Consider the following 21,384-nt stretch of genomic DNA (forward strand, 5'->3'; position numbering starts at 1 on the left):
TGCGCGGCAAGCCGGGATGGCGGAACGGTAGACGCGGCGGACTCAAAATCCGTTGTCCGATAAGGACGTGTGGGTTCGAATCCCACTCCCGGTACGAGGTTCGAGCCGTCCGCCAACGCCGGTTGGAAGTCGTGACGATCCGATAAAACCCGCAGCGCGGTACCTTGATCTCGACGGCGGGTGTCCGCACCCTGAACTGGTCCTCTTGCCGAATCCCCCCACTCCCCGGCCGGGACCGTTCTCTCACCGACGGGCGCCCGCCGTCAGGTTTCGGCCCGACGCATGCCCAGAACGAATAGGGCCAGCAGGCCGTACACCGGGACGAACGACAACAGGACGGATGGCACTCGTCCGCTCAGAACGATCGGCGCCCAGAATCCGAGCGCAACGGTGAGGCCCAGAAGTGTCCATCGTCCATGGACCGTTCGCACATCGAGATGCTGCGCGATCAAGACCACACACGGCAACACGAGGACCAGATAATTGAGCCAGGACAGCGGACTGATCAGCAATGCCGCAGCGACGCCGCCCACCCACACCTGATCGACGGTCTCCGCTCTGCGCCAATACCACCAGATGAGTCCAACGGCGCCCAGGGCCGCCAGGACCCATCCGAACGGTTCGGCGACCACAGCCGTTCCGAAGGACAGCAGCGAGTAGTTTCCGTGTGCCCCGTACCACTGCTTCGAAGCGGGGAGCACATCACTGATGAAGGCAACGGTGTCGTCCCAGCCCAGGATCGCCACACCAAGGCCGGAAGCAACAACAGCGGTGATCACTGCGGACATCGCAGCCTTCGTGCGGCGCATGGCAAGCAGCCCGACGATCAGAAGGGCAGGGAAGAGCTTCAGCGCCACTGCCAACCCCCACCAGACGCCACCTTCGATATCACGACCCCGCCGCACGCCCCGCCACCCGAGGAAGAGAAGCAACAAGAGGATCGCTTCCATATGATTCCGAAGGAGAAGGAACCTTCCGGCCGAGGTGATCAGCATCGCGGCCCCCACGGCAACCGCGATGGTCCGCGACCAGCCAGCTTCCTTGGCGGTCGCGTAGCCCACTCCAGCGAGCAGCACCACAGACAACGCGGCGAACAGCCACCACGCCGTCGTGTAGGGCAACAGGGAGAGCGGAGCGAGGAGCACGACCGTCAAGGGCGGGTCCGCCGGATACGCGTCGTAGCCGTCCACGTCAAAGAGCACCCGTACGTTCTCGCCGATCGGTCCGTACACCGGTTCGCCCGACAAGAAGCGTTCGCCTCCGAAGTAGTAGTTGGGAAAGTCGGGAGCGCCGTGGGCTGCGTCAGGGAGTTGGGTCGTCGCGAAAACGGCAAATCCCACGACTGCCAGCACTGTGATCACCAACGCCACGGCTGTGGCCCACTTGGAGGGCACGTCGCTCACAATGGGATCCTTCGATCGACCATCAACCGGCAGCGCGCCCTCTCATGACTCGCCGGCGACGACTGAAGTCTCACTTCGGTAGTTCCACTCGGAACGTCGTCCCGGTGTCGCTCGAAGAGACAGTGACCGTTCCATGCATCGCCTCCACCAGGCGCTGAACGATCGACAACCCGAGACCGGAGCCCTCCGGGCGGACTCTCCGATACCGATGCGCCACGAAGAAACGGTCGAACACGCGAGGGAGGTCCTCGGCCTCGATGCCAGGGCCGGAATCGATGACCTCCAGGATGACACTGTGCTCCCTATTGGTGACCCGGAACGTCACGGTTCCCGCCTCTGGTGTGTACCGCAGCGCATTCTCGATGAGATTCCCGGAAATCTGTGCGAGTCGATCGGGGTCGATCTCGAACGAACCGGTCTCCTCCACGTCGATCAAGAGGCGCAAACCGGCGTCTGCCGCACGTTGTTGGAACGTCTCGGCGATCCCTCGGAGGTGGGCAGCCACGTCCACAGACTCCGGGCGCAACGTGAACTCCTTCGCGTCGAGGCGTGCGAGCATCATCAGATCGTCGATGAGTCGGCGAAGCCGACCGGTCTCGCTGGAAAGAACCCCACCGATACGGCTGATGGATGCCTCATCCATGCCACCCTCTTCGAGTGCTTCCGCGTAGCCACCGATCGTGGTGAGCGGCGTACGCAGGTCGTGACCCACACTCATCAGAAACTCGCGCTCTCCCGATTGGGTTGCCTCGAGACGGTCGGCCATTTCGTTGAACGCTCGGGCGATATCGGCGACTTCATCATCACCCGGCAGATCGACCCTGGCCGAGAAATCCCCATCGGCGAGGTCCCGAGCAGCCTCTGCCAGTTTCGCACCGCGTTTGCTCAACCGCCTGGCGAGCAGACGGGCTGCAATCGCTGAAAGGAGCACGGCAAGACCGAACGCAATCAGCATCACACGAAAGAAGCTCTTTCCATTGATCAGCGCCGCGCGCTGGAACACGACAATGACAAGCCGTGTGGAGTCCATTGGGTGAGCGACCGCCAGCACCGCGTCCCCCTCACCGGGAATCCGCCTTCGAACGACACTGTCGCTTCCGTTCTCCAACGTCGCGGTGTTGAAGCGCAACGCTTCACCGATCGTCGGATTCAGGAGAAGATGCAGACGACCCTGAACGTCGATCCACCCGAGGTCGACCAGCCGCCCGCCGGTGATCTGCTCTGCCGTTGCCAGAAGCGTTCGCAGCCGCCTGCCAAGCGTCGAGCCCTCAGGGACTTCGCCATTGCGCAGGACTGCCGAAAGACGCTGGAGGGTAATCCGGTTACCGGTCTCCTCGAGGAGCTGATTGCCGATCAGACGCTCGATCGCTGCCGCTTCCCGCGACATCTGGCGAACGGTCTCCTGTGAGACGGCCACCTGACCGAGGATCGCCCCGAAGACTCCGACCAGCACGAGCGCCAGCGTGGCAATCCCGAGCATGCTCCAGAACAGTCTCCTTCTCATCTGTACGCCACCCGCTGCGTCGATGGCCGAAGGGAGGCGGCAGTCACGACGCCTCCAACCGGTAGCCGACGCCCCACACCGTTTCGATGGGGATCCCTTCGAGCTTCTTGCGCAGTTGACGGATGTGCACGTCGACCGTTCGCGTCTCTCCGAAGTACTCGTACCCCCAGACCGCTTCGAGTATCTGGCCCCGGGAAAGCACCAGGCCGGAGTGCTCGGCCAGATACCAGAGCAGGTCGAACTCTCTCGCTGTAGGTCGAATCACGTTCCCATCTGCATCCCGCACTTCCCTGCGTCCGGCATCGATCTCGAACCCGGCGACCGACAGCATCTTGGTGGCTACCGGCGGTTCTTCTGATCGCCGAAGAACTGCTTTGACCCGTGCCAGCAGCTCGCGAGGCGAGAACGGCTTGGTGACGTAGTCGTCTGCTCCAATCTCGAGACCGACGACCTTGTCGATCTCCGTGTCCCTGGCGGTGAGCATGATCACCGGGATGTCCGAGGTTGCTCGGATGCGGCGGCACACCTCGACGCCGTCGATTCCGGGGAGATTGAGGTCCAGGAGCACGGCGCGCGCCGGCCGCTCCTCCAGACGCTGTAATCCGATCTCGCCGGTGGCCGCATGGACGAGGTGGTACCCCTCACGCTCGAAGAACACGCGCAGCATGTCGGCGATCGTTTCTTCATCTTCGATCAGCAGGATACGGCCGCGGTCCATTCAACCCTCCATGATTGTCGGCGGGCGCCTCATCGGAAAGGATCATCGGCAAATGCGAGCAAACCGTTGAGGAAATGTCAGCGTTGTGTAAAGGCGACCGTCGTCAGTTCACGCGCGACAGCACCGGCGCCATCGCGTTCCCATCTCACCTCGACGGCCGTCCCCGGCTCCACTTCGACGCACACCCGCATGCAGCAGATCGGCGCCGGGCGCTCCAGCGACTCCCCCACCAATGTGAACACGCAACCTGTTTGCCGCCTGGGACCCGTCGAGCACCTTCGGGTGGAATCACATTTTCGATCGACGGTCGTACAGCAGCCGCTTCACACGTCCGGCATTCTCGATTCGGACCGCGTCCTCCAGCGAGGTGGCGGCCTCGTGCATGGTCTGCGCCAGCAGGGCTTCTTCGACCTCTTGGGTCATGAAGCCTTGCAGAAACGATATGGCAACAGGACCGTGCGTCTTCCTGCGGATCGGTGATGACACCTACGCGTTCTCACAACGCCAGGTGCACGCCGCAACACCTCCGAACCTCAAATCGTTGCGAGCCACTCCAGACCAAGCTTGGAGAAGATCACCTGCACCCATCCGGAGAGGATGGCCAACTTCCCTGTGACCATGACCGCGCCGAAGGCGGCAAGGAGGACCCCGGACACCACGTTGATCGGACGCATATACCGCTTCAGGAACCCCGCCGTCCTGAAGGCCTTCGACAAACCCACTCCTGACAAGATGAATGGGACGCCCAAGCCGAGTCCGTACGCGAGTAGCAGGATCATCCCCTGACCAACCGTCTCCTGAACGGCAGCGGCTGTCAAGATTGCTGCAAGCACCGGACCGATACATGGTGTCCACGCGAATCCGAACGCAAGGCCCATGACGAACGGCGCCCATCCACCGAGCTTCGACGGCTTGACCTCGATGCGCCGTTCTCTCGTCAGAAAAGCAAGGTAGCGCGACTTCGAATACGCCGACACGACGATGAGCAGACCGAACGCGATCACGACCCACCCCGCGGCCTGCAGCGCGACGCGCTGGTGCTGAAGGAAGAAACGCCCTACCGAGGTTGCCGCCGCGCCGAGCATCACAAAGATGATCGTGAAACCGATCACGAACGTGAGCGTGACCCGGAACATCCTTGCCGACGAAGCAGTCCCTTCCTGCAAGTCTCCCACCGAATATCCGGACATCAGACTGAGATATCCGGGCAGCAGCGGCAGCACGCAGGGGGAAAGGAACGAGACGATGCCGAACACGAATGCGGTGATGATGCCAACGTCGGCCATGGACGGGCAGGTTAGTTGAGATCTCCCGGCATGAGGCATCGTGAATCGGTCGGATTCGTGGGGCAACACCGGACGCCGGCAGGTCGAAGGCTGGCGACCAATGCACGGTACGTGTCCGGACGGTGCCGAGAAGTTGGCAGAGGAAGCCGGCCACCGGCTCTCAGCAGGAGGCTCTACGACTGCCCCACGATCTCGGGTCGATCTGAGGTTGCGATGCGAAATACAAAGTACATTCCTGGGTCGAGTGATGCATGGCACGCATCTCGACGAACATCGCCATTCGCGGTGTCCTTGTTCTCGACGTGGCACGGGAAGGAGTCATGCCCGCCCCGCGGTCTTGTATCGACGTGAGGTCGCGATACGAAATACGAAGTGCGAAATACGTTCCTGAAACGAGCCTGAACGATTCACACGGCGGTACCACTCAACTGGCTCCTCGCTACGCTGTTCGGCCATGGCCACCTACCAACACTGGGAAGCGCTCCAGGTCCGCATCGGGACCGTTGTGCGGGCAGAGCCCAACAGAACGGCACGCAATCCTTCCTACCGTATGTGGATCGAGTTCGGTCAGCTCGGCATCTTGCAGTCCTCCGCGAAGCTGACAGATCGCTACACGCCCGACGACCTGGTTGGCCGCCAGATCATCGCCGTCACCGGACTCGAACCGATGCATGTCGGTGGGTTCCGCTCCGACGTACTCGTCCTCGGAGCCATGAGCCCGGAAGGAGTGGTTCTTCTGAGGCCCGATCAGGACGTCGCTGACGGTACCGGCGTGGCATGAAACTGCCCCGCTTCGTACAACCTCCCGTCGCGCCAACCCGCTCCGACATCCGAATTGTCGTCCTGACCTCGATCCTCGGGTTCTTTCAGGGTCACGCCCTCGCTCAGGCCGCGAACACCCTGCCATTCGTTCGACGCTCACTCGAGATCACGGCTGCCGAGATGAGCCAGCTGCTCGGGATCGTCCGGCTGGGTGCCGTCATAGCGGTCCTGCTTTCGTTGCTTGGAGATCGAAGAGGGAGACGCGGCGTCCTGCTCGGCGCTTTTGCCGTCATGCTGGCGGCCAACGTCGCGACGGCGCTCGCACCGAATGCCGCCACCTTCACGATCTTGCAGACCGTGGTGCGTATGACCGGATCGGCGGTGGGTGCCGTTGCCCTCGTGATGCTGGCTGAATCGCTCGCCCCCGCCATTCGAGCGTACGGCATCTCGATCTTTGGGGGCGCGGTCAGCTTCGGCGCGGGCGTTGCACTCGTTCTTGTCCCGATCAGTGATCTCGGTCCCGAATCATGGAGGTTTCTGTACGGTGCGAGCGCGCTCGGTTTTGCGTTCTATCCTTTTGTCGCTCTCCGCCTCCGCGAAAGCCCCCTTTTCGTGGCGCCGAGGGAGCCGACAGCCCTTTGGGCTCCGCTGCTGGACACGGCGAAACGACCGTTCTGGATCGTTGCCGCGCTGTCATTCCTCTCGGCGACTTTCTCCGCTCCGGCCGCGACCTTTGCCATGGAGCGTTTCATCAACGACATCGGCCTCAGCACACCGATCGCCGTTGGTGTGCTCCTCGCCGGAGGAACCTTGGGCGGTCTCGGATTCCTCGTCGGAGGAAGATTCTCGGATCTCTGGGGTCGCAAACCCGTGCTGTTGGGAGCGCTCTTGCTGGCGGGCGCCGGCGGCGTCGGCATGTTCCGCCTCACCGAACCGGCAGCTCTGGCGGCCGCGGCCGCGATCTCCGGTTTCGGAGCGTTTGCGACGGTGCCGTCGCTCGGAGCGTTGCGCAATGAGCTGTTTCCGACCCGGATGCGGGCAACGGCAGTCATGTGGCTAAACGTCGCGGGTGTGCTGGGTGCCGTCTCGGGACTGACCGTCGGCAAGTACCTCATCGGCTGGTTCGGGCTCTCGACGACGATCACCGCCCTCGGAGCATGCATGCTCGTCGCAGCCGGCCTGGTACTCGCAGTCCCCGAGACGCGAGGCCGAATCCTGGAAGTGGGATAGCAGGCTCGGACTCCCGACCAGCAACCCCTTTCCTGTCAATGGCAGCGTCGAATAGCGACGCCAGCATTGACGAGAAAACTTCGGGCTCGAGTTGGGAGCCGGCTACTCGGAGCTTTTCTCCGGGAACGGACACAGATCGGCCAGTTCACATTCGTCGCAGTGAGGCTTCCTCGCCGTACACACGTCGCGTCCGAACTGAATCAGTCGCAACGAGAGCCCTCGCCAAGCCGATTCTGGAAACAGTTTCTTGAGATCCTGCTCGATCTTGTTCGGATCCTTGTGCGTCGTGAAGCCGAGCCGGTTGGACACGCGTCTGACGTGCGTGTCCACGGCGATCGCAGGACGACCGAACGCCTCGGCCAGAACGACACTGGCGGTCTTGCGACCGACGCCGGGCAGTTCGACGAGTCTGTCGAGATCGTCGGGCACCTTGCCACCGAAGCGCTCGGCGAGCGCCTGGGACAGCCCGATGATCGCCTTGGTCTTCTGCCTGTAGAAACCCGTCCTGAACACGATCCGTTCGACTTCCTCCGGGTCTGCGGCAGCCAGATCCTCGGGAGTGGGAAAGGCGCGGAAGAGCTCCGGAACCACCTGGTTCACATTTGCGTCGGTGGTTTGTGCCGACAGGACCGTCGCCACGAGTAGCTGCCAGGGATCCTGATACGCGAGGGCGATTCGTATCTTCGGATATCTCCGTTCGAGTCGATCGAGAATCTCGAGGGGACGTTCGCTGTCGATCACGTCCGGCATCGTAGCCGGGAGCGGGACAGCCAAGCTCGACGGTTGATGCCGGTTCGTAGATCGGCGGCTGCGAGTGTCACTAGCGTGTTCACGTATTTCGTATCTCGTACTTCGTACTTCCTCTCGCGACCTACCCGGCCTCAAGACCATAGGGCGAGCATGGCGGCTCCTGCCGAACACCGAAGAAGAGGAAGCCGGCCGCCGGCTTCCTGACCGAGTTCCTCGGCACCGTCGAGGTGTGTGCCATGCATTACTCGGCGGGCTCCAGGAGTCTGCCGAGTGATGCCGGTGCCTAGATCGGCGGCTGTGAGCGTCGCTCGCAAGGCCGCACAACGAAGGCGCACCCTCCGGGGTGCGTCGAGGCGGAGACCGCCACGAGCGGCGATGCACAGTCGTCGAGGTGTGTGCCATGCATTACTCGGCGGGCTCCAAGGCCTCGCTACCATCGCCGCCATGCAGCTTCGAGACACCATGCGAGACCAGGGACGCGTGCCCGCCGATTCGTCGATCGTGGGCACGTTTCTCAATCATCGAGTCGACACCGAGATCATCCGCGGCATCGGCGAGACGATCGCCGAGCAACCATTCCCCTGCGCGCCCGAGATGAACTTCACGGCACAAGCCAATGGGATTCCACGTGCGATGGACACCGCCTGGCAAATGCGGCTGCCGCTCAACTGCGCCAGGAAACTCGTCGTCGAGCACTGCTCTTCCGACGGACGCGCCCTGCTCTTCCGCAAGCACGTCATCCTCTCTCTCGTTGGAACCGCATCCTTCCCGGGCGCTGTAGTCGCGGACTGACTGCCCAATGCGCCGCCTCCTCATCGCCTACCTCGCACTCGCGCTCGCCGCGATGCTCTTCGGTGTGACGTTCGTCGTGATCAAACAGGCGGTGGTCATCCTCCCGCCGATGGCGTTCGTCGGATGGCGTTTCCTGATCGGCGCCCTGGCGTTGCTCGTTTTGGCGTTCCCTCGACGGCTCAGCATCTGGCGCGACGGTTTGCTGACTGGGGTCCTCCTGTTCGCGGGTTTCGCTCTCCAGACCGAAGGACTCGCTCGAACGAGTGCTTCGAACTCCGGGCTGATCACCGGCTTGTACGTCGTCTTCACCCCGATCCTCGCCACCATCGTTGGACGTGCAAAGCTGTCGGGCTGGGCGCTGAGTGGAACCGGTGTCGCCTTCACCGGCCTTGCATTGCTGACCCTGCAGCAGGGGGTGTTGCTCTCAGCCGGAGATCTGCTGACCGTCGGGTGTGCCGTCGCTTTCGCAGCTCACATCGTTGTGCTGTCGCGCGTCGTGACCCGCCACCCTGTAGTTCCTTTCACAGCCGTCCAGTTGCTGGTCACGGCCGGATTGGCGCTCGGCGTCTCGTACGTTCGCGAAGGGCTCCCATTGCCGAGCATGGATGTCCTGCCGGCGCTCATCATGACCGGCCTCGCCGTCAGCGCGGGGGCATTCCTCCTCCAGGTCTGGTCACAGACGGTCGTCGGCCCGACCCGAACGGCCGTGATGCTGTCCCTCGAACCCGCCGTTGCAGCATTCTTCGCTGCGTGGATCCTCCACGAACGCCTCAGCGTACGAGGATGGACGGGCGCCGGGTTGATCGTCGCCGGCATCTACCTGGTCCTGGCACGCTCCGACGAGACGGACGCGCTCCCGGCCGCCGAAGCGATCACACCTGCTCATTGAGGCGCCGCATCGCCTCCTCCATGTCGCGCCGCCGTTGAACGTGCCGAATGCCGCGCGCGACAACGCGGATCGCACCGAGGAGGCCAAAGAGTGCAATCGTGAGCAGAAGCAACAGTTCGAGGCCGTCCGTGTAGGCGACGCGACATGACACCAGCCCGTGCGGACAAAGTCCGTAGCCGGTCCCTCCGCCCGCGAGATTGAGCAGCACGAACAATGGCACGACCGCCACGCCGAGGGCGGCAGCCAGAAGCACACCGAGGAGGACACGAAGCCACGTCACAGGCAGCAAGAGTACCCGCCTCCCGGTGTCCTCTCGGTACAATCCGCTTGGTGGACTTCTATCAGGAACCGTTTACGGCTGAGGAAATCAGCGTCCTCTCCCCGTTCTTCAGCAATGTGGACCGCCCCGTCTTTGCCCTGATCAACCTCCCCGAAGTGGTCAAAGGCGCCCTGTTCGCCCGCTACAGCCGCAGCTCCAAGTCGCTGCGGCGTCTCTTCCTCGACGAGTTCCTTGCGGACGCCGAAACCGGCATCGCGATGATCGCGCGACGCATCGGCACGAACGATCCCCTCTACAGCCTTCGCAAGGCGGAACGGCTCTACGACCGGGTCTTCTTCGAGTTCGGCGATGACTCCGTCGCCCAGCTGGGAGGAGCACATATCGCCTGTGAGCAGGCATCGAACCTGCTCACCAAGGTTCTCGAACGCGGCCGGCTCGCCGCATACCTCGAGCAGAGCACCCGCTATATCTACTACGACACGAAACTCGGCGACCGCTACCGGTACATGATCCCGCCCGAAATCGCCGCTTCGGATCACGCCGCGGCCTACCGCCGAATCTTGGACCTCCTCTTCGACGCCTACTCGCAGGTCGTGCGCAGAATGACCGACATCTACGCGCAACGCTTTCCCCGACGGGACGACCCGCTAGGCGTATGGAAAGCCACGATCAGGGCGAAGGCATGCGACGCGGCGAGAGGGCTGCTCCCGGCATCCACACTGTCCAACGTCGGGATCTACGCGTCGGGTCAGGCATACGAGATGGCACTCATGCGGATGCAGGCGCATCCCCTTGTCGAGGTGCGCGAGTACGGGGACATGATGCTCAACGAGTTGCGCACCGTCATCCCATCGTTCCTGCGACGCGTCGATGTGGAGGACCGCGGCGTCGTGTGGAGCGAATATCTGGCCGAGACCGAGGCTGCGATTCGTTCCATCGTGGCTGACCTTGGCGAAACACCCGATCCACAGCCGCTGGTGACGCTTACCGACTGGGATCCCGAGGCCGAAGTAAAGCTGGTAGCCGCCGCCCTCTACTCCGCATCGAACCTACCCGATGCCCAGTTGCTCCGGATCGCCAACGCCATGCCGATGGATGAGCGCGCCAAGGTGATTACCGCCATGGTCGGTAACCGGAGTAACAGACGGCATCGGCCGGGGCGGGCGATGGAGCGCCCCATGTACCGTTTCGACGTCCTGTGTGATTACGGGGCATTCCGTGACCTCCAGCGGCACCGCATGTTGACCATCGACTGGCAGGAGTTGACGACCGACCACGGCCAGGATGCACCTCACGATCTGGCCGATGCCGGTCTCACAGATTCATGGAACCGGGCGATGGCCGAAGCTGCAGCATTTCACAACACCCTGAAACGCTCCGTGGGTTCGACGGTCGCCCAGTATGTCGTGCCCTTCGGCTTCAATATCCGTTTCGTCATGGAGATGAACGCTCGCGAGGCGTTCCACCTGCTCGAGTTGCGAAGTCAGCCCGCTGGTCACCCGGGATACCGCAAAGTGGTCCAGGAGATGCACCGGCAGATCGGTCAGGTCGCAGGACACCATCTGATCGCCGACGCGATGCGCTACGTCGACTACTCCGAACCCGACCTCGAACGCCTCGACAGTGAGCGTCGTGCCGCACGGAGGCGCAAGAGCTAGAAGTCCCGTCACTTGGGAGAGACCTGCGACCCGGCGTCGAAGCGATGGGGAGGCACCTTCCGAGAGAGAGAGGCCGCCCCGGCACAGCCCGGGGTCCCTTACCGGCTCAGGAACGGCGCAGCGGGATCCTCAGCACGAGTGACCCCTCCTCCAGCGACCAGCTCGCGGCTGCCACCAGAGAAAAGTCCGTATAGTCGCGTTCCGCCTGCTCGATGAGGGCTCTGCGCTCCGGCCCGGCTACGGGCGGAAGGCCTCGCTCTTTCACCGTCTTTGCCCGTTCCTTGAAACGCTGCAAGAACTCGTCCACGTCGAACTCGGCCATGCTTCCTCCTTCATCGGGAGCCCACTGAGCAATGAATGACACATGTCTTGACGACTGTGCATCGTCACTCGCTGCGCTCTTCGCCTCGACCCACCCAGAAGGGTGCGCCTTCGTCGCGCGGCCTAGGCGGTGTCGTGCTCAGCAACCGATCCTCGCACAGGCATCACTCGCCAGACTCATGGAAGGCTACCGCTTTCCGATGGTTTCGAAACGGCGGTGCCGTTGTGGCGCACTACGCTGATCGCGTGCTCGATAAGCGATTGCTCATCATCACCGGCAAGGGTGGTGTCGGCAGATCTGCCGTCAGTGCCGCTCTCGCACTTCGTGCCGCGCACGAGGGCAAGAAAGTGCTCGCAATCGCGATGACCGACGACACCGGTCTGGCGGCCCACTTGGGAGTCGACAGGCTCGACTACGCACAGACCCGCATCCAACCAGGCCTCCAAGCCATGGCGATCCAACGGCCCGCCGCACTCAACGAATACCTCCGAGTTCAACTCGGCGTCCCGAGAGTCGCCCAGCTTGGCCCGGTTGCGAGAGCATTCGATGCCGTTGCGTCGACGGCACCTGGCATCCGGGAGGTCATCACGATCGGGAAAGTCCTCTACGAGGCCAGAAGCGGCCCCTGGGACCTCGTCGTCGCGGATGGCCCTCCAACCGGCCAGATCGGCTCGCACCTGCGGGCCCCGACGACCGTCGCCAGACTCGTCGGGACCGGTCGGGTTCTCGATCAAACGGAGTGGATGTCTCACCTGCTCGCGGACGACAGCGCGACCGGTATGGTCATCGTGACGATCCCAGAGGAACTCCCCGTCACCGAAACCCTCCAAAGCCTCGAAGATGTGCGCGAGGAGGGACTGGTCACCACAACCGCCGTCGTGGTGAATCGGGCTCTGCCCGCCCTCGGCATCGAGACGGACGACATCGACCGTCTCGAGGATGGGTCTGCCAAAGAAGCGGCCCTGCTCCATGTGGCCTTGTACGAGGAGCAGCAGCGCTGGCTCCGAGATCTGCCCGATGGGCCACAGATCCCGTACTTGTTCGGCCTGCACACACCGCCCGAAGTCGCAGAACGAATAGCGGACCTGTGGAGGCTCCTGTGAGCACTCGTATCGTGCTGATCACCGGCGGGGGTGGCGTCGGCAAGACAACCCTGTCCGCAGGGTTGGCGCTGGCGGCGGCCCGGCGCGGCCATCGCACGCTCGTGCTCACCATCGATCCGGCCAAGCGGCTCGCGACGGCCCTTGGACTCGACGATCTGGGCTCGGACCCGACTCCTTTGACCGAAGAGCCTCTGCTCTGGGGGGCGATGGTCGACGCCGCCCGGTCCTGGAACGAGATCGCCCAGCACTACGCGCCGCCGGAGGTTGCACCGAGGCTGACCTCAAACCCCTTCTTCGAGGCTGCAACGCAGCATTTCCCGGCGTCCCAGGCATTCGCCGCTGCAGAAGAGATGACTCTGCAGGCCCAGAGCAACCGATGGGATGTGATCGTCGTGGACACCCCGCCCGCAGCCGGCGGCATCGAGTTCTTCACTTCTCCGGCCAGGATGCGCGACCTCATCGGTGGCCGCCTTCTCAAGTGGCTCACCGGCGGCTCGCTGCCAGGTCGCAAACTGTTCTACCGGTTCACCGCTCGCCCTGCCCTGCGGATCGCAGATGTCGCGCTCGGTTCCGAGCTTCTCGAAGCGGTTGCCGACTTCCTGCTCGATCTTCGTGCCGCATACGACGGTATCGCCCGAAGAAGCAAGGAAATCGAACGCCGGCTTCACAGCGCTCACACGGTGGTGGTGACCACCGCCGATCCGGCGCCCATCGCCGAAGCTGCCCGCTTCTTCGAACTCGAACCGGGACCACCGGAATTCGTCGTCTTCAATCGCACATTGCCCGCAGCATGGTACGAAGCCGAGTCTCCCGTCTCCGGACCCATTGCCGAGAATCTTCACCGGTGGGGAACCGAGGCTCACCGCCAAGCCGCAGTCCGCCATCGGTTCTCTGCGCGATGGCACATTCGTCCGGCAACGATCCCGTGGCAGTCGAGCGCCCCCACGGACCTGGAGCGCCTCGCCGCGATGATCGACTCGGCAGAAGGTTTGGATCTGAAGCGCCTACTCGGGAACTAGAAGCTGACTGCTGACTGCTGGAAACGGGCTGCTTCTTACGTAACCGCCCGGGAACCCAACAGCTCCCTGAGTTCAGCGTACAGCGCGCTCCTCGGCTCCACCCGATATTCATCCGACAGCTTCCACACTTTCGAGTCATCATCCGACGTCATCTCGATGTAGACGGGAGCCGGACCCGGGTGGTTCGCGATGATCTCCCGGAGTCTCGACACGAGATCGGGCGAGAGCTGCACGGCCGGTACCTTCAGACGCACGGACTCATCAGAACGCAGCTCGGGTTCGATGACCTCGCGTACGATCACCTTGATGTCATCACCGCGATGATCGAGGTGGCCGCTGACCACGAGAACGGCGTCCTCCCTGATCATCGGGCCTGCCGCCATGACGGCTTTCGGAAACGCGATGGCTTCGACGGATCCTTCGAGGTCTTCGAGTTCGAAGAACACCATCGGCTCGCCCTTCCGGGTGAAGCGACGATTGATCGACCCGACCAACCCCCCGACCGTGACCGACGTCATGTCGTCCATCTCCCACAGCTCGGAAATCGTGCAGGTCACGAAACGGCTGAGGAGATGCTCCACGCCAAGGAGCGGATGGTCGGAGATAAACAAACCGAGCATCTCCTTCTCGAAGCCCAGACGGACGCGCTTGTCCCACTCGACCGAGGGGATCGAGACCGGTTCCATGTCTCCAGGACCGGACTCGCTCCCAAACAGGCTGAACTGTCCCATCTCCTCGTTACGCCGGCGAGTCAGAGTGGCATCGAGAATCTGCTCAAAACTCAGCATGAGACCCCGCCGTGTGACGTTGAAGCTGTCGAACGCACCCGCCTTGATCAGCGACTCGACCGTACGCTTGTTGAGCGCGGAGACATCCACACGGTTGACGAAATCCTGGAAGTCCTTGAACGGACCGGCCTCCCGCCTTGCCGCAAGGATGCGTTCGACAACTCCCTCACCGACGTTTCGGATGGCAGACATCCCGAACACGATCCGGCCATCGCGCACCACGAAATCCAACTCCGAGCGGTTGACATCAGGGACCAGTACCTCGATGCCGCGGCTGCGGCACTCACTCAGATACAAGGCCGTGCGATCCTTGTCCTTCTTCGTGGAGGTGAGCAGCGCCGCAAGGTACTCGGCTGGGTAATGGGCTTTCAGCCACGCCGTCTGGTACGCCACATATCCGTACGCCGCGCTGTGCGACTTGTTGAAGCCATAGCCTGCAAACGGCTCGATCGCATCCCAGAGTTCCTTGCCCAACTCCTCGGAATTGCCGGCAGCCACGCACCCCGCCACGAACTTGTCACGCTCGTGAGCCATCATCGACTTGACCTTCTTGCCCATGGCTTGGCGCAACATGTCGGCTTCTGTCATCGAGTAGCCGGCAACCGCCTGTGCGACCTGCATGACCTGTTCTTGATAGACGATGATCCCGTAGGTGGACCGCAAGAACGGCTCAATCGCAGGGTGGGGATATTCGACCGGTTTGCGGCCGTTCTTGCGGTCGGCGTACTCGTAGTGCATGTTCATGCCCATGGGTCCGGGTCGGAACAGGGCGTTCACGGCGATGATGTGGTCGAACGTCTCCGGCTGAAGAGCCCGAATCAGGGAACGCATCGCCGAGCCCTCGAGCTGGAAGACACCGATCGTGTCGGCAGCGCGAATCATCTCGAACGTTTCGGGATCGTCGAGTGGGATCGCGTCGATGTCGACGTTCTCACCTGTCGCCTGTTGGATCAGTTCAAGAGCACGGTCGATCGTCGCGAGGTTCCGTAAGCCGAGGAAGTCCATCTTGAGAAGTCCGAGGTCTTCCACACCGTGCATCTCGTACTGAGTGACGATCTCGGCCCCTTCGCCCTTTTGCTGCAACGGAACCAGGTTGGTGAGCGGCTCAGGAGAGATCACGACTGCTGCGGCGTGAATACTGTCCTGTCTGCGGAGCCCCTCGAGGCCGCGAGCCGTGTCGATCACTCTCCGGGCGTCCTCTTCCGCCTCATACACCGCTCGGAGTTGAGCTGCGTTGGCATAGAAGTCGCGCAGGGCAGGATCGACACCCTTGCCGGGATCAGAGAGGCACTGGGTCAACGAGGCCTCTGCACCGAGGATCGCCGGTGGCATCATCTTGGCGATGCGGTCACCGAATCCGTAGGAAAAGCCAAGCACGCGCGCCGAGTCGCGCAGCGCTTGACGACCCTTGATGGTGGAGAACGTCACGATCTGTGCAACGTGGTCGCTGCCGTAACGCTCGGCGGCATATCGAATGACGTCGGACCGGTAGCGCTCGTCGAAGTCCATGTCGATGTCCGGCATCTGACGCCGTCCAGGGTTCAGGAAGCGTTCGAAGATCAGCGCGTAGCGAAGCGGATCCAGGTCGGTGATCCGCAAGCAGTAGGAAACGATCGATCCTGCAGCGCTTCCTCGGCCCGGGCCGACACGAATGCCGTGCTCACGCGCGTATCGGATGAGATCCCACACGATCAAGAAGTAGGCGGGGAAACCCATCTCTTCGATGATCCTCAGCTCGTGCTCGACCCGTTCGATCACCTCGGCGCGAAGTGGTTCGCCATACCGGGTTCGCGCTCCCGCAAAGACGAGATCTCTCAGGTAGGACATCTCCGTTTCGCCTGCCGGGACCGGGAACTGGGGAAGGAGGATCTCTCCGAATCTCAGCTCGACGTTGGCTCGCTCTGCGATTGCGAGCGTGTTGTCCGTCGCTCCCGGATAGAGGTCGTCAGGGAACAGAGATCGCATCTCGCGGGCGGTTTTGAGATAGAACTCCTGACCCTGAAACTTGAAACGGTTCGGGTCGTTGATCGTCGCACCGGTCTGGATACACAGGAGGACGTCATGGGCATCCGCCTCTTCCTGTCGTGTGTAGTGCGAGTCGTTGGTTGCCAGCAGAGGGGCACCGATCCGCCGTGCGATCTCGACCAGGTCGGGCAGCACTCTCTGCTGCGCATCGATCCCGTGGTCCTGCAACTCGATGTAGAAGTTCTCCTTGCCGAAGATGTCCTGATAGCGAGCGGCCGCAGTGAGCGCAGCATCGAAATCGCGGACCTGGCCCTGGTTCCCTTCTTCCCGTGAGGCGTCCGGCGCGAGGAGCTGTGGGACTTCTCCGCCGAGACAACCCGATGCAGCGATGATCCCCTCGCTGTGCTCCGCGAGCAGATCGAGATCCATCCGGGGCTTGTAGTAGTACCCCTCGAGGTACGCCTTGCTCACCAGTTTCATGAGGTTCTGGTAGCCGGTGTTGTTCTCCGCGAGGAGCGTCAGGTGGTAGCGAACGTTGCGGTTTCTCGGGGGCCGGTCGAACCGTGAGCCGGGGGTGACGTAGGCCTCGACACCGATGATCGGCTTGACGCCCTCGTTGTGGGCCGCCTGATAGAAATCGATGACTCCGTACATGACGCCGTGGTCCGTGATCGCGACCGCGGGCTGGCCATCTTCGCGCGCTGCGCGGACCACGTCGTGGACGCGGGCTGCTCCATCGAGCATGGAGAACTCTGTGTGAAGATGGAGATGTGCGAAGCCGTCCATGAATTACACCGCTGAGATTCCCACCCTACCAGCGTTCGTCGGCCCGCTCTGAAGTGGTCTGGGCAGCTCCGACGGGTAGCATGACAGCTCGCCACTCGGTAAGGAGACCCTATGAGCGCGAACCTCTACATCCTGGCGTTCGATCATCGCGGAAGCTTCAAGAAGAAGATGTTCGGGATCATCGGCAGGGAGCCCAACGCGGACGAGCAGGCGCGCCTTGCCGACGCGAAGCGCCTCATCTTTGAAGGCGTCCAACGCGCCATCTCCGACGGTGCTCCTCTCGATTCCGTCGGCATTCTCGTCGACGAAGAGATGGGAGCCGACGTTGCTCGCGAAGCCAAGGCGAGTGGGATCAGGCTGGCGATGCCCGTCGAGAAATCCGGGCAGCCCACCTTCGACTTCGAGTACGGCGAGGCGTTCGGAAGTCACATCGAAGCATTCGATCCTGAGTTCTCGAAGGTGCTCGTGCGCTGGAATCCGGACGACTCGGACGAGATCAAGCAGCAGCAGGGTGAGAAGCTCGCCCGCCTCGGCAACTGGCTCCATGATCGAGGCAGAACGTTTCTCTTCGAACTCCTCGTGCCGGCCAGCGAGGCGCAACTGTCGCTCGTGGGCGGGAACTCCGACGCATACGATACCGAGGTCCGCCCGTACCTGATGCTGCAAACCATCGATGAGATCCAGGCCGCCGGTGTCGAGCCGGATATCTGGAAGATCGAAGGTCTCGATCGTTCCATCGACTGCGACCTCGTCTCCAAACTGATTCGTCGTGATGGACGAGATCACGTTTCTGCCGTTGTGCTCGGGCGCGGGGCCGACGGCTCCCGAGTCGACCACTGGCTCACTGTCGGCGCACGTACCCCGGGTTATGTGGGATTCGCCATTGGTCGAACGATCTGGTGGGCCGGTGTGGAAGGGCTCAAGGACGGTACGATGAGTCGCTCAGAGGCCGTTGCCGATATCGCAACGAAGTTCCGTCACTTCATCGACGTCTACGAGAAGGCCTCATCATGAGAATCGGTATCCTCACCGGCGGCGGAGATGTCCCCGGACTGAACCCGTGCATCAAGGCGGTCGTCGACAGGGTGAGCGACGAAGGGCACGAGGTTCTCGGTATTCGCCGAGGCTGGGGTGGTCTCCTCGAAGCCAATCCGAGCGATCCGGACAGTCTCGACCACCACTTCATCCCTCTCGACAGAGCCAGAGTGCGCACAGTGGACCGCACCGGCGGCACCTTCCTGCATACGTCTCGCACGAATCCGGGCAAGGTACCGGCCGGAAACGTGCCCGCGTTCCTTCAGGATCAAGCATCAGGCGACGCGCCGTACGACTTCACGCGGCATGTCCTCGACGTCATCGAAACTCAGAAGATCGACGTCCTGATTCCGATCGGTGGCGATGACACCCTCTCGTACGGTCTGCGCATGCACCATGAAGGGGTACCGGTCATTGCCATCCCCAAAACGATGGACAACGACGTGCACGGTACGGACTATTGCATCGGTTTCTCGACTGCGGTGACCCGAGGCGTTCAGTTCATCCACGATCTGCGCACATCGACCGGCTCACATGAGCGACTCGCGGTGGTCGAGCTCTTCGGCCGCTACAGCGGAGAGACATCTCTGATTACCGCCTATCTCGCTGGAGTCGACCGGGCGATCATCTCCGAAATCCCGTTTGACATCGACAAGCTGGCCACCCTCCTCATGGAAGACAGGGATCGGAATCCGAGCAACTACGCGATGATGACCATCTCGGAGGGAGCAACCATCAAGGGCGGGGAGATGGTCCTCAGCGGAGATGCCGACGCGTACGGCCATCGCAAGCTCGGCGGCATCGGTGCGCTCACCGGACAACTCCTGAAGGAGAAGACGGGTCAGGGCATCGTCTACCAGCAAATCGGCTACTTGATGCGGTCGGGAAGCCCGGATTCGCTCGACCTGATGGTCGCCATGAACTTCGCAGTCATGGCCGCCGACCTCGCCATCGAAGGCGCCTCAGGACGTATGGTCGCACTCCGAGGCGGAACCTACACCAGCGTCCCGATCAGCGTCACCCGAGAGGGTGTCAAGCGGGTCGATGTCGAAGAGTTGTACAACGCGGAGACCTATCGACCCAAGGTCCGTCATGTGTCCGGCAAGCCGATGTTCTTGTACTGATGAAGGTCCTCGGGATACTGACCGCCGGAGGTGACTGCCCTGGGCTGAACGCAGTCATCAGGGCGGTCGTGGCACGAGCGACCATCACGCACGGAGCGGAGGTCGTTGGCATCCTCAATGGATGGGAAGGCCTGATGGACGGCGACGTCGTACCCCTCGATCGCGACGCCGTCCGGGGCATCCTGCAACGAGGCGGCACGATCCTGGGTTCATCCAGGAAGGATCCGTACGTGCACGGTGACGGGTACGCGAGTATCTCGAAGACCGTGCGCAACAACGGGCTGGACGGCGTCATCGTGGTAGGCGGCGACGGAACGCTCGCAACGGCGCTCCGACTCACCGATGATGGGTTGAAGGTCGTGGGCGTTCCCAAGACGATCGACAACGACATCAACGCCACCGATACGACGTTCGGCTTCAACACCGCTGTCGAGATCGCGACCGAAGCCATCGATCGGATCACGACCACCGCCGAGGCGCACCATCGCATCATGCTGGTTGAGGTGATGGGCCGCACACGAGGATGGATCGCCACCTACGCGGGGATTGCAGCCGGCGCGGACGCGATCCTCATCCCCGAGATCCCCTGGGATCTCGAGCACTGTGCCGATATCATCCGGGCGCGCCACCGCCGAGGTCACAAGTACTCGGTGGTCGTCGTCGCCGAGGGGGTGCAACCGCCGGCCGGGCGTGCCATGCCCCAGCAGGTGGATGCCTTCGGATTCGAGCGTCTCGGGGGTGTCAGCTACCAGATCGCCCCGATTCTCGAAGAGATGACCGGCTTCGAGTCGCGCGTCACCGTCCTCGGACACATCCAACGAGGTGGTACTCCGTCCGCCTACGATCGCGTCCTGGGAACCAGACTCGGCGTCGGCGCGGCAGACCTCGCTGCCGAGGAACGCTGGGGAACGATGGTTGCACTCAAAGGAAGAGATGTCACTGCCGTATCGCTCAAAGAGGCTTGCGAGAGCACGCGCGGTGTCGACGAAGCCCTCTATGACACGGCTCAGGTGTTCTTCGGGTAGCCCCCGACGTCAGCAGTTCCCAGTTCCTCGAGCGTACCCTGCAAGTCACTCGGTAGTGGCGCCGTGACGTCGATGGTCACTCCGGTGATCGGATGCACAAACGACAACGACACCGCGTGAAGCCAGATCCGTTCGACAGAAGGCATCCTGGGACTGGTCGCCCCGTAAACACGATCACCGATGACGGGATGTCCGATCGATTCGAGATGAACTCTGATCTGATGGGTCCGACCCGTCTCAAGTCGCACTTCGAGAAGGCTGACACCTGGATCGCTCCAGCCGGCCAGCTGCCGGTAGTGCGTCCTGGCCTGTCGGCCCTCGCGTCGTACGACGCGTCGCGTCGGACGGCGCGGGTCCCGTCCGATCGGCGCATCGATCGTGCCGGCAGGAAGCACAAATCCCCCCTGAACGAGCGCGAGGTAGGTTCGTGAGACCTCGCGGGCCGCGATGGCCTCCGTCAGGCCTTCGTAGGCGGCTTCGCTGAGTGCTACGACAAGAAGCCCCGACGTATCTCGGTCCAATCGATGAACGATCCCCCACCGATTGTCCTGGCCGACCCCGCGAATCCGTGGCCACCGGAACAACAGACCGCCGGCAAGCGTCCCTCCGATCACCCCGGTGCCCGGATGGACCACGACTCCCGCCGGTTTGTCGATCACAGCAATATCGGCATCCTCGTAGCGCACCTCGAATGCAACCTCTTCGGGCTCCAATATCTCGGCTGCCGGGAGCTCGATCGACACCAGCGCACCGGCATCGAGACGGTCTTTGGGCGCCACCGGAGATCCGTCGACCTGCACCGCTCCCGACTCGATCAGCCGGCGAGCCATGCTACGACTGACATCCGCGAGCATCGCCACGATCTTATCTGACCGTTCACCGGCAAGTTCCGCATCGACACGACTGATCATATTCGCTCTCGAAGGCTCTTCTGGACCCCCTGAT

General features: G+C 62.7%; 20 protein-coding genes and 1 tRNA gene. 11 read left to right on the forward strand and 10 right to left on the reverse strand.

Annotated elements, in window-relative coordinates:
• Positions 1-10: 10 nt before the first annotated feature.
• Positions 11-94: transfer RNA gene (locus GWP04_01140), tRNA-Leu, on the forward strand.
• A 169-nt stretch (positions 95-263) separates the two neighbouring features.
• On the opposite strand, the gene GWP04_01145 is transcribed toward GWP04_01140, so the two are convergent.
• From GWP04_01145 to GWP04_01165, 5 genes are all read right to left on the reverse strand, one after another.
• On the reverse strand, positions 264-1,403 hold the full coding sequence (locus GWP04_01145) for a DUF2029 domain-containing protein (protein NIA24153.1): 1,140 nt from the start codon (positions 1,401-1,403) through the stop codon (positions 264-266).
• A 70-nt stretch (positions 1,404-1,473) separates the two neighbouring features.
• On the reverse strand, positions 1,474-2,907 hold the full coding sequence (locus GWP04_01150) for a HAMP domain-containing protein (protein ID NIA24154.1): 1,434 nt from the start codon (positions 2,905-2,907) through the stop codon (positions 1,474-1,476).
• Positions 2,908-2,950: 43 nt separating this feature from the next.
• The gene (locus GWP04_01155; protein NIA24155.1) at positions 2,951-3,625 is read right to left on the reverse strand and encodes a response regulator; all 675 of its coding nucleotides are present in this window, start codon (positions 3,623-3,625) and stop codon (positions 2,951-2,953) included.
• 288 nt (positions 3,626-3,913) lie between these two features.
• A complete protein-coding gene (locus GWP04_01160; GenBank protein ID NIA24156.1) occupies positions 3,914-4,111 on the reverse strand; it encodes a hypothetical protein in 198 nt (65 codons plus the stop codon).
• 47 nt (positions 4,112-4,158) lie between these two features.
• Complete coding sequence (locus GWP04_01165) at positions 4,159-4,911, reverse strand: cytochrome c biogenesis protein CcdA (protein ID NIA24157.1); 753 nt, start codon at positions 4,909-4,911, stop codon at positions 4,159-4,161.
• 454 nt (positions 4,912-5,365) lie between these two features.
• Between GWP04_01165 and GWP04_01170 the strand changes: the two genes are divergently transcribed.
• Positions 5,366-5,692, forward strand: coding sequence for a tRNA-binding protein (locus tag GWP04_01170; protein ID NIA24158.1), 327 nt, complete (start codon positions 5,366-5,368; stop codon positions 5,690-5,692).
• Positions 5,689-6,903, forward strand: coding sequence for an MFS transporter (locus GWP04_01175; protein ID NIA24159.1), 1,215 nt, complete (start codon positions 5,689-5,691; stop codon positions 6,901-6,903). The genes GWP04_01170 and GWP04_01175 overlap by 4 nt, the downstream gene beginning before the upstream one ends.
• A 102-nt stretch (positions 6,904-7,005) precedes the next feature.
• On the opposite strand, the gene nth is transcribed toward GWP04_01175, so the two are convergent.
• Positions 7,006-7,653, reverse strand: coding sequence for an endonuclease III (gene nth, locus GWP04_01180; GenBank protein NIA24160.1), 648 nt, complete (start codon positions 7,651-7,653; stop codon positions 7,006-7,008).
• 444 nt (positions 7,654-8,097) lie between these two features.
• On the opposite strand from nth, the gene GWP04_01185 reads away from it, so the two are divergent.
• Positions 8,098-8,445 (forward strand): hypothetical protein, encoded by a 348-nt coding sequence (locus GWP04_01185; GenBank protein NIA24161.1) that lies wholly within the window; start codon positions 8,098-8,100, stop codon positions 8,443-8,445.
• Between the two features lie 7 nt (positions 8,446-8,452).
• Complete coding sequence (locus GWP04_01190) at positions 8,453-9,334, forward strand: EamA family transporter (GenBank protein NIA24162.1); 882 nt, start codon at positions 8,453-8,455, stop codon at positions 9,332-9,334.
• Here the strand turns inward: GWP04_01190 and GWP04_01195 are convergent.
• Positions 9,318-9,554, reverse strand: coding sequence for a hypothetical protein (locus tag GWP04_01195; protein NIA24163.1), 237 nt, complete (start codon positions 9,552-9,554; stop codon positions 9,318-9,320). The genes GWP04_01190 and GWP04_01195 overlap by 17 nt on opposite strands.
• Here GWP04_01195 and GWP04_01200 point away from each other — a divergent pair.
• Positions 9,548-11,272 (forward strand): thymidylate synthase, encoded by a 1,725-nt coding sequence (locus tag GWP04_01200; protein NIA24164.1) that lies wholly within the window; start codon positions 9,548-9,550, stop codon positions 11,270-11,272. The two genes, GWP04_01195 and GWP04_01200, sit on opposite strands and share 7 nt — an antisense overlap.
• Before the next feature lie 106 nt (positions 11,273-11,378).
• Here the strand turns inward: GWP04_01200 and GWP04_01205 are convergent, their stop codons facing one another.
• Complete coding sequence (locus tag GWP04_01205) at positions 11,379-11,594, reverse strand: hypothetical protein (protein NIA24165.1); 216 nt, start codon at positions 11,592-11,594, stop codon at positions 11,379-11,381.
• Between the two features lie 245 nt (positions 11,595-11,839).
• Between GWP04_01205 and GWP04_01210 the strand changes: the two genes are divergently transcribed.
• Positions 11,840-12,697: a hypothetical protein gene (locus GWP04_01210; GenBank protein NIA24166.1), complete on the forward strand. Its 858-nt coding sequence runs from the start codon at positions 11,840-11,842 to the stop codon at positions 12,695-12,697.
• Entirely contained in the window at positions 12,694-13,716 is a 1,023-nt protein-coding gene (locus tag GWP04_01215; GenBank protein NIA24167.1) for an AAA family ATPase, read from the forward strand. The genes GWP04_01210 and GWP04_01215 overlap by 4 nt, the downstream gene beginning before the upstream one ends.
• Positions 13,717-13,751: 35 nt before the next feature.
• Here the strand turns inward: GWP04_01215 and dnaE are convergent, their stop codons facing one another.
• Complete coding sequence (gene dnaE / locus GWP04_01220) at positions 13,752-17,255, reverse strand: DNA polymerase III subunit alpha (GenBank protein NIA24168.1); 3,504 nt, start codon at positions 17,253-17,255, stop codon at positions 13,752-13,754.
• A gap of 111 nt (positions 17,256-17,366) precedes the next feature.
• Between dnaE and GWP04_01225 the strand changes: the two genes are divergently transcribed.
• Genes GWP04_01225 through GWP04_01235 form a run of 3 tightly spaced genes read left to right on the forward strand, consistent with a single transcriptional unit; the run spans position 17,367 to position 20,439 of the window.
• Positions 17,367-18,269, forward strand: a complete 903-nt coding sequence (locus tag GWP04_01225) for a DUF2090 domain-containing protein (protein NIA24169.1) — start codon at positions 17,367-17,369, stop codon at positions 18,267-18,269.
• Positions 18,266-19,414 carry a phosphofructokinase gene (locus GWP04_01230; protein ID NIA24170.1) on the forward strand — a complete coding sequence of 383 codons (1,149 nt, stop codon included), beginning with the start codon at positions 18,266-18,268 and terminating at the stop codon, positions 19,412-19,414. Before GWP04_01225 ends, GWP04_01230 begins: the two co-directional genes overlap by 4 nt.
• The gene (locus tag GWP04_01235) at positions 19,414-20,439 is read left to right on the forward strand and encodes an ATP-dependent 6-phosphofructokinase (protein NIA24171.1); all 1,026 of its coding nucleotides are present in this window, start codon (positions 19,414-19,416) and stop codon (positions 20,437-20,439) included. The genes GWP04_01230 and GWP04_01235 overlap by 1 nt, the downstream gene beginning before the upstream one ends.
• Here the strand turns inward: GWP04_01235 and GWP04_01240 are convergent.
• Positions 20,421-21,350: an RluA family pseudouridine synthase gene (locus GWP04_01240; GenBank protein ID NIA24172.1), complete on the reverse strand. Its 930-nt coding sequence runs from the start codon at positions 21,348-21,350 to the stop codon at positions 20,421-20,423. The two genes, GWP04_01235 and GWP04_01240, sit on opposite strands and share 19 nt — an antisense overlap.
• Between the last annotated feature and the right edge of the window lie 34 nt (positions 21,351-21,384).

The organism is Gammaproteobacteria bacterium (assembly GCA_011682695.1).
GTDB lineage: Bacteria > Actinomycetota > Acidimicrobiia > Spongiisociales > UBA4744 > BMS3Bbin01.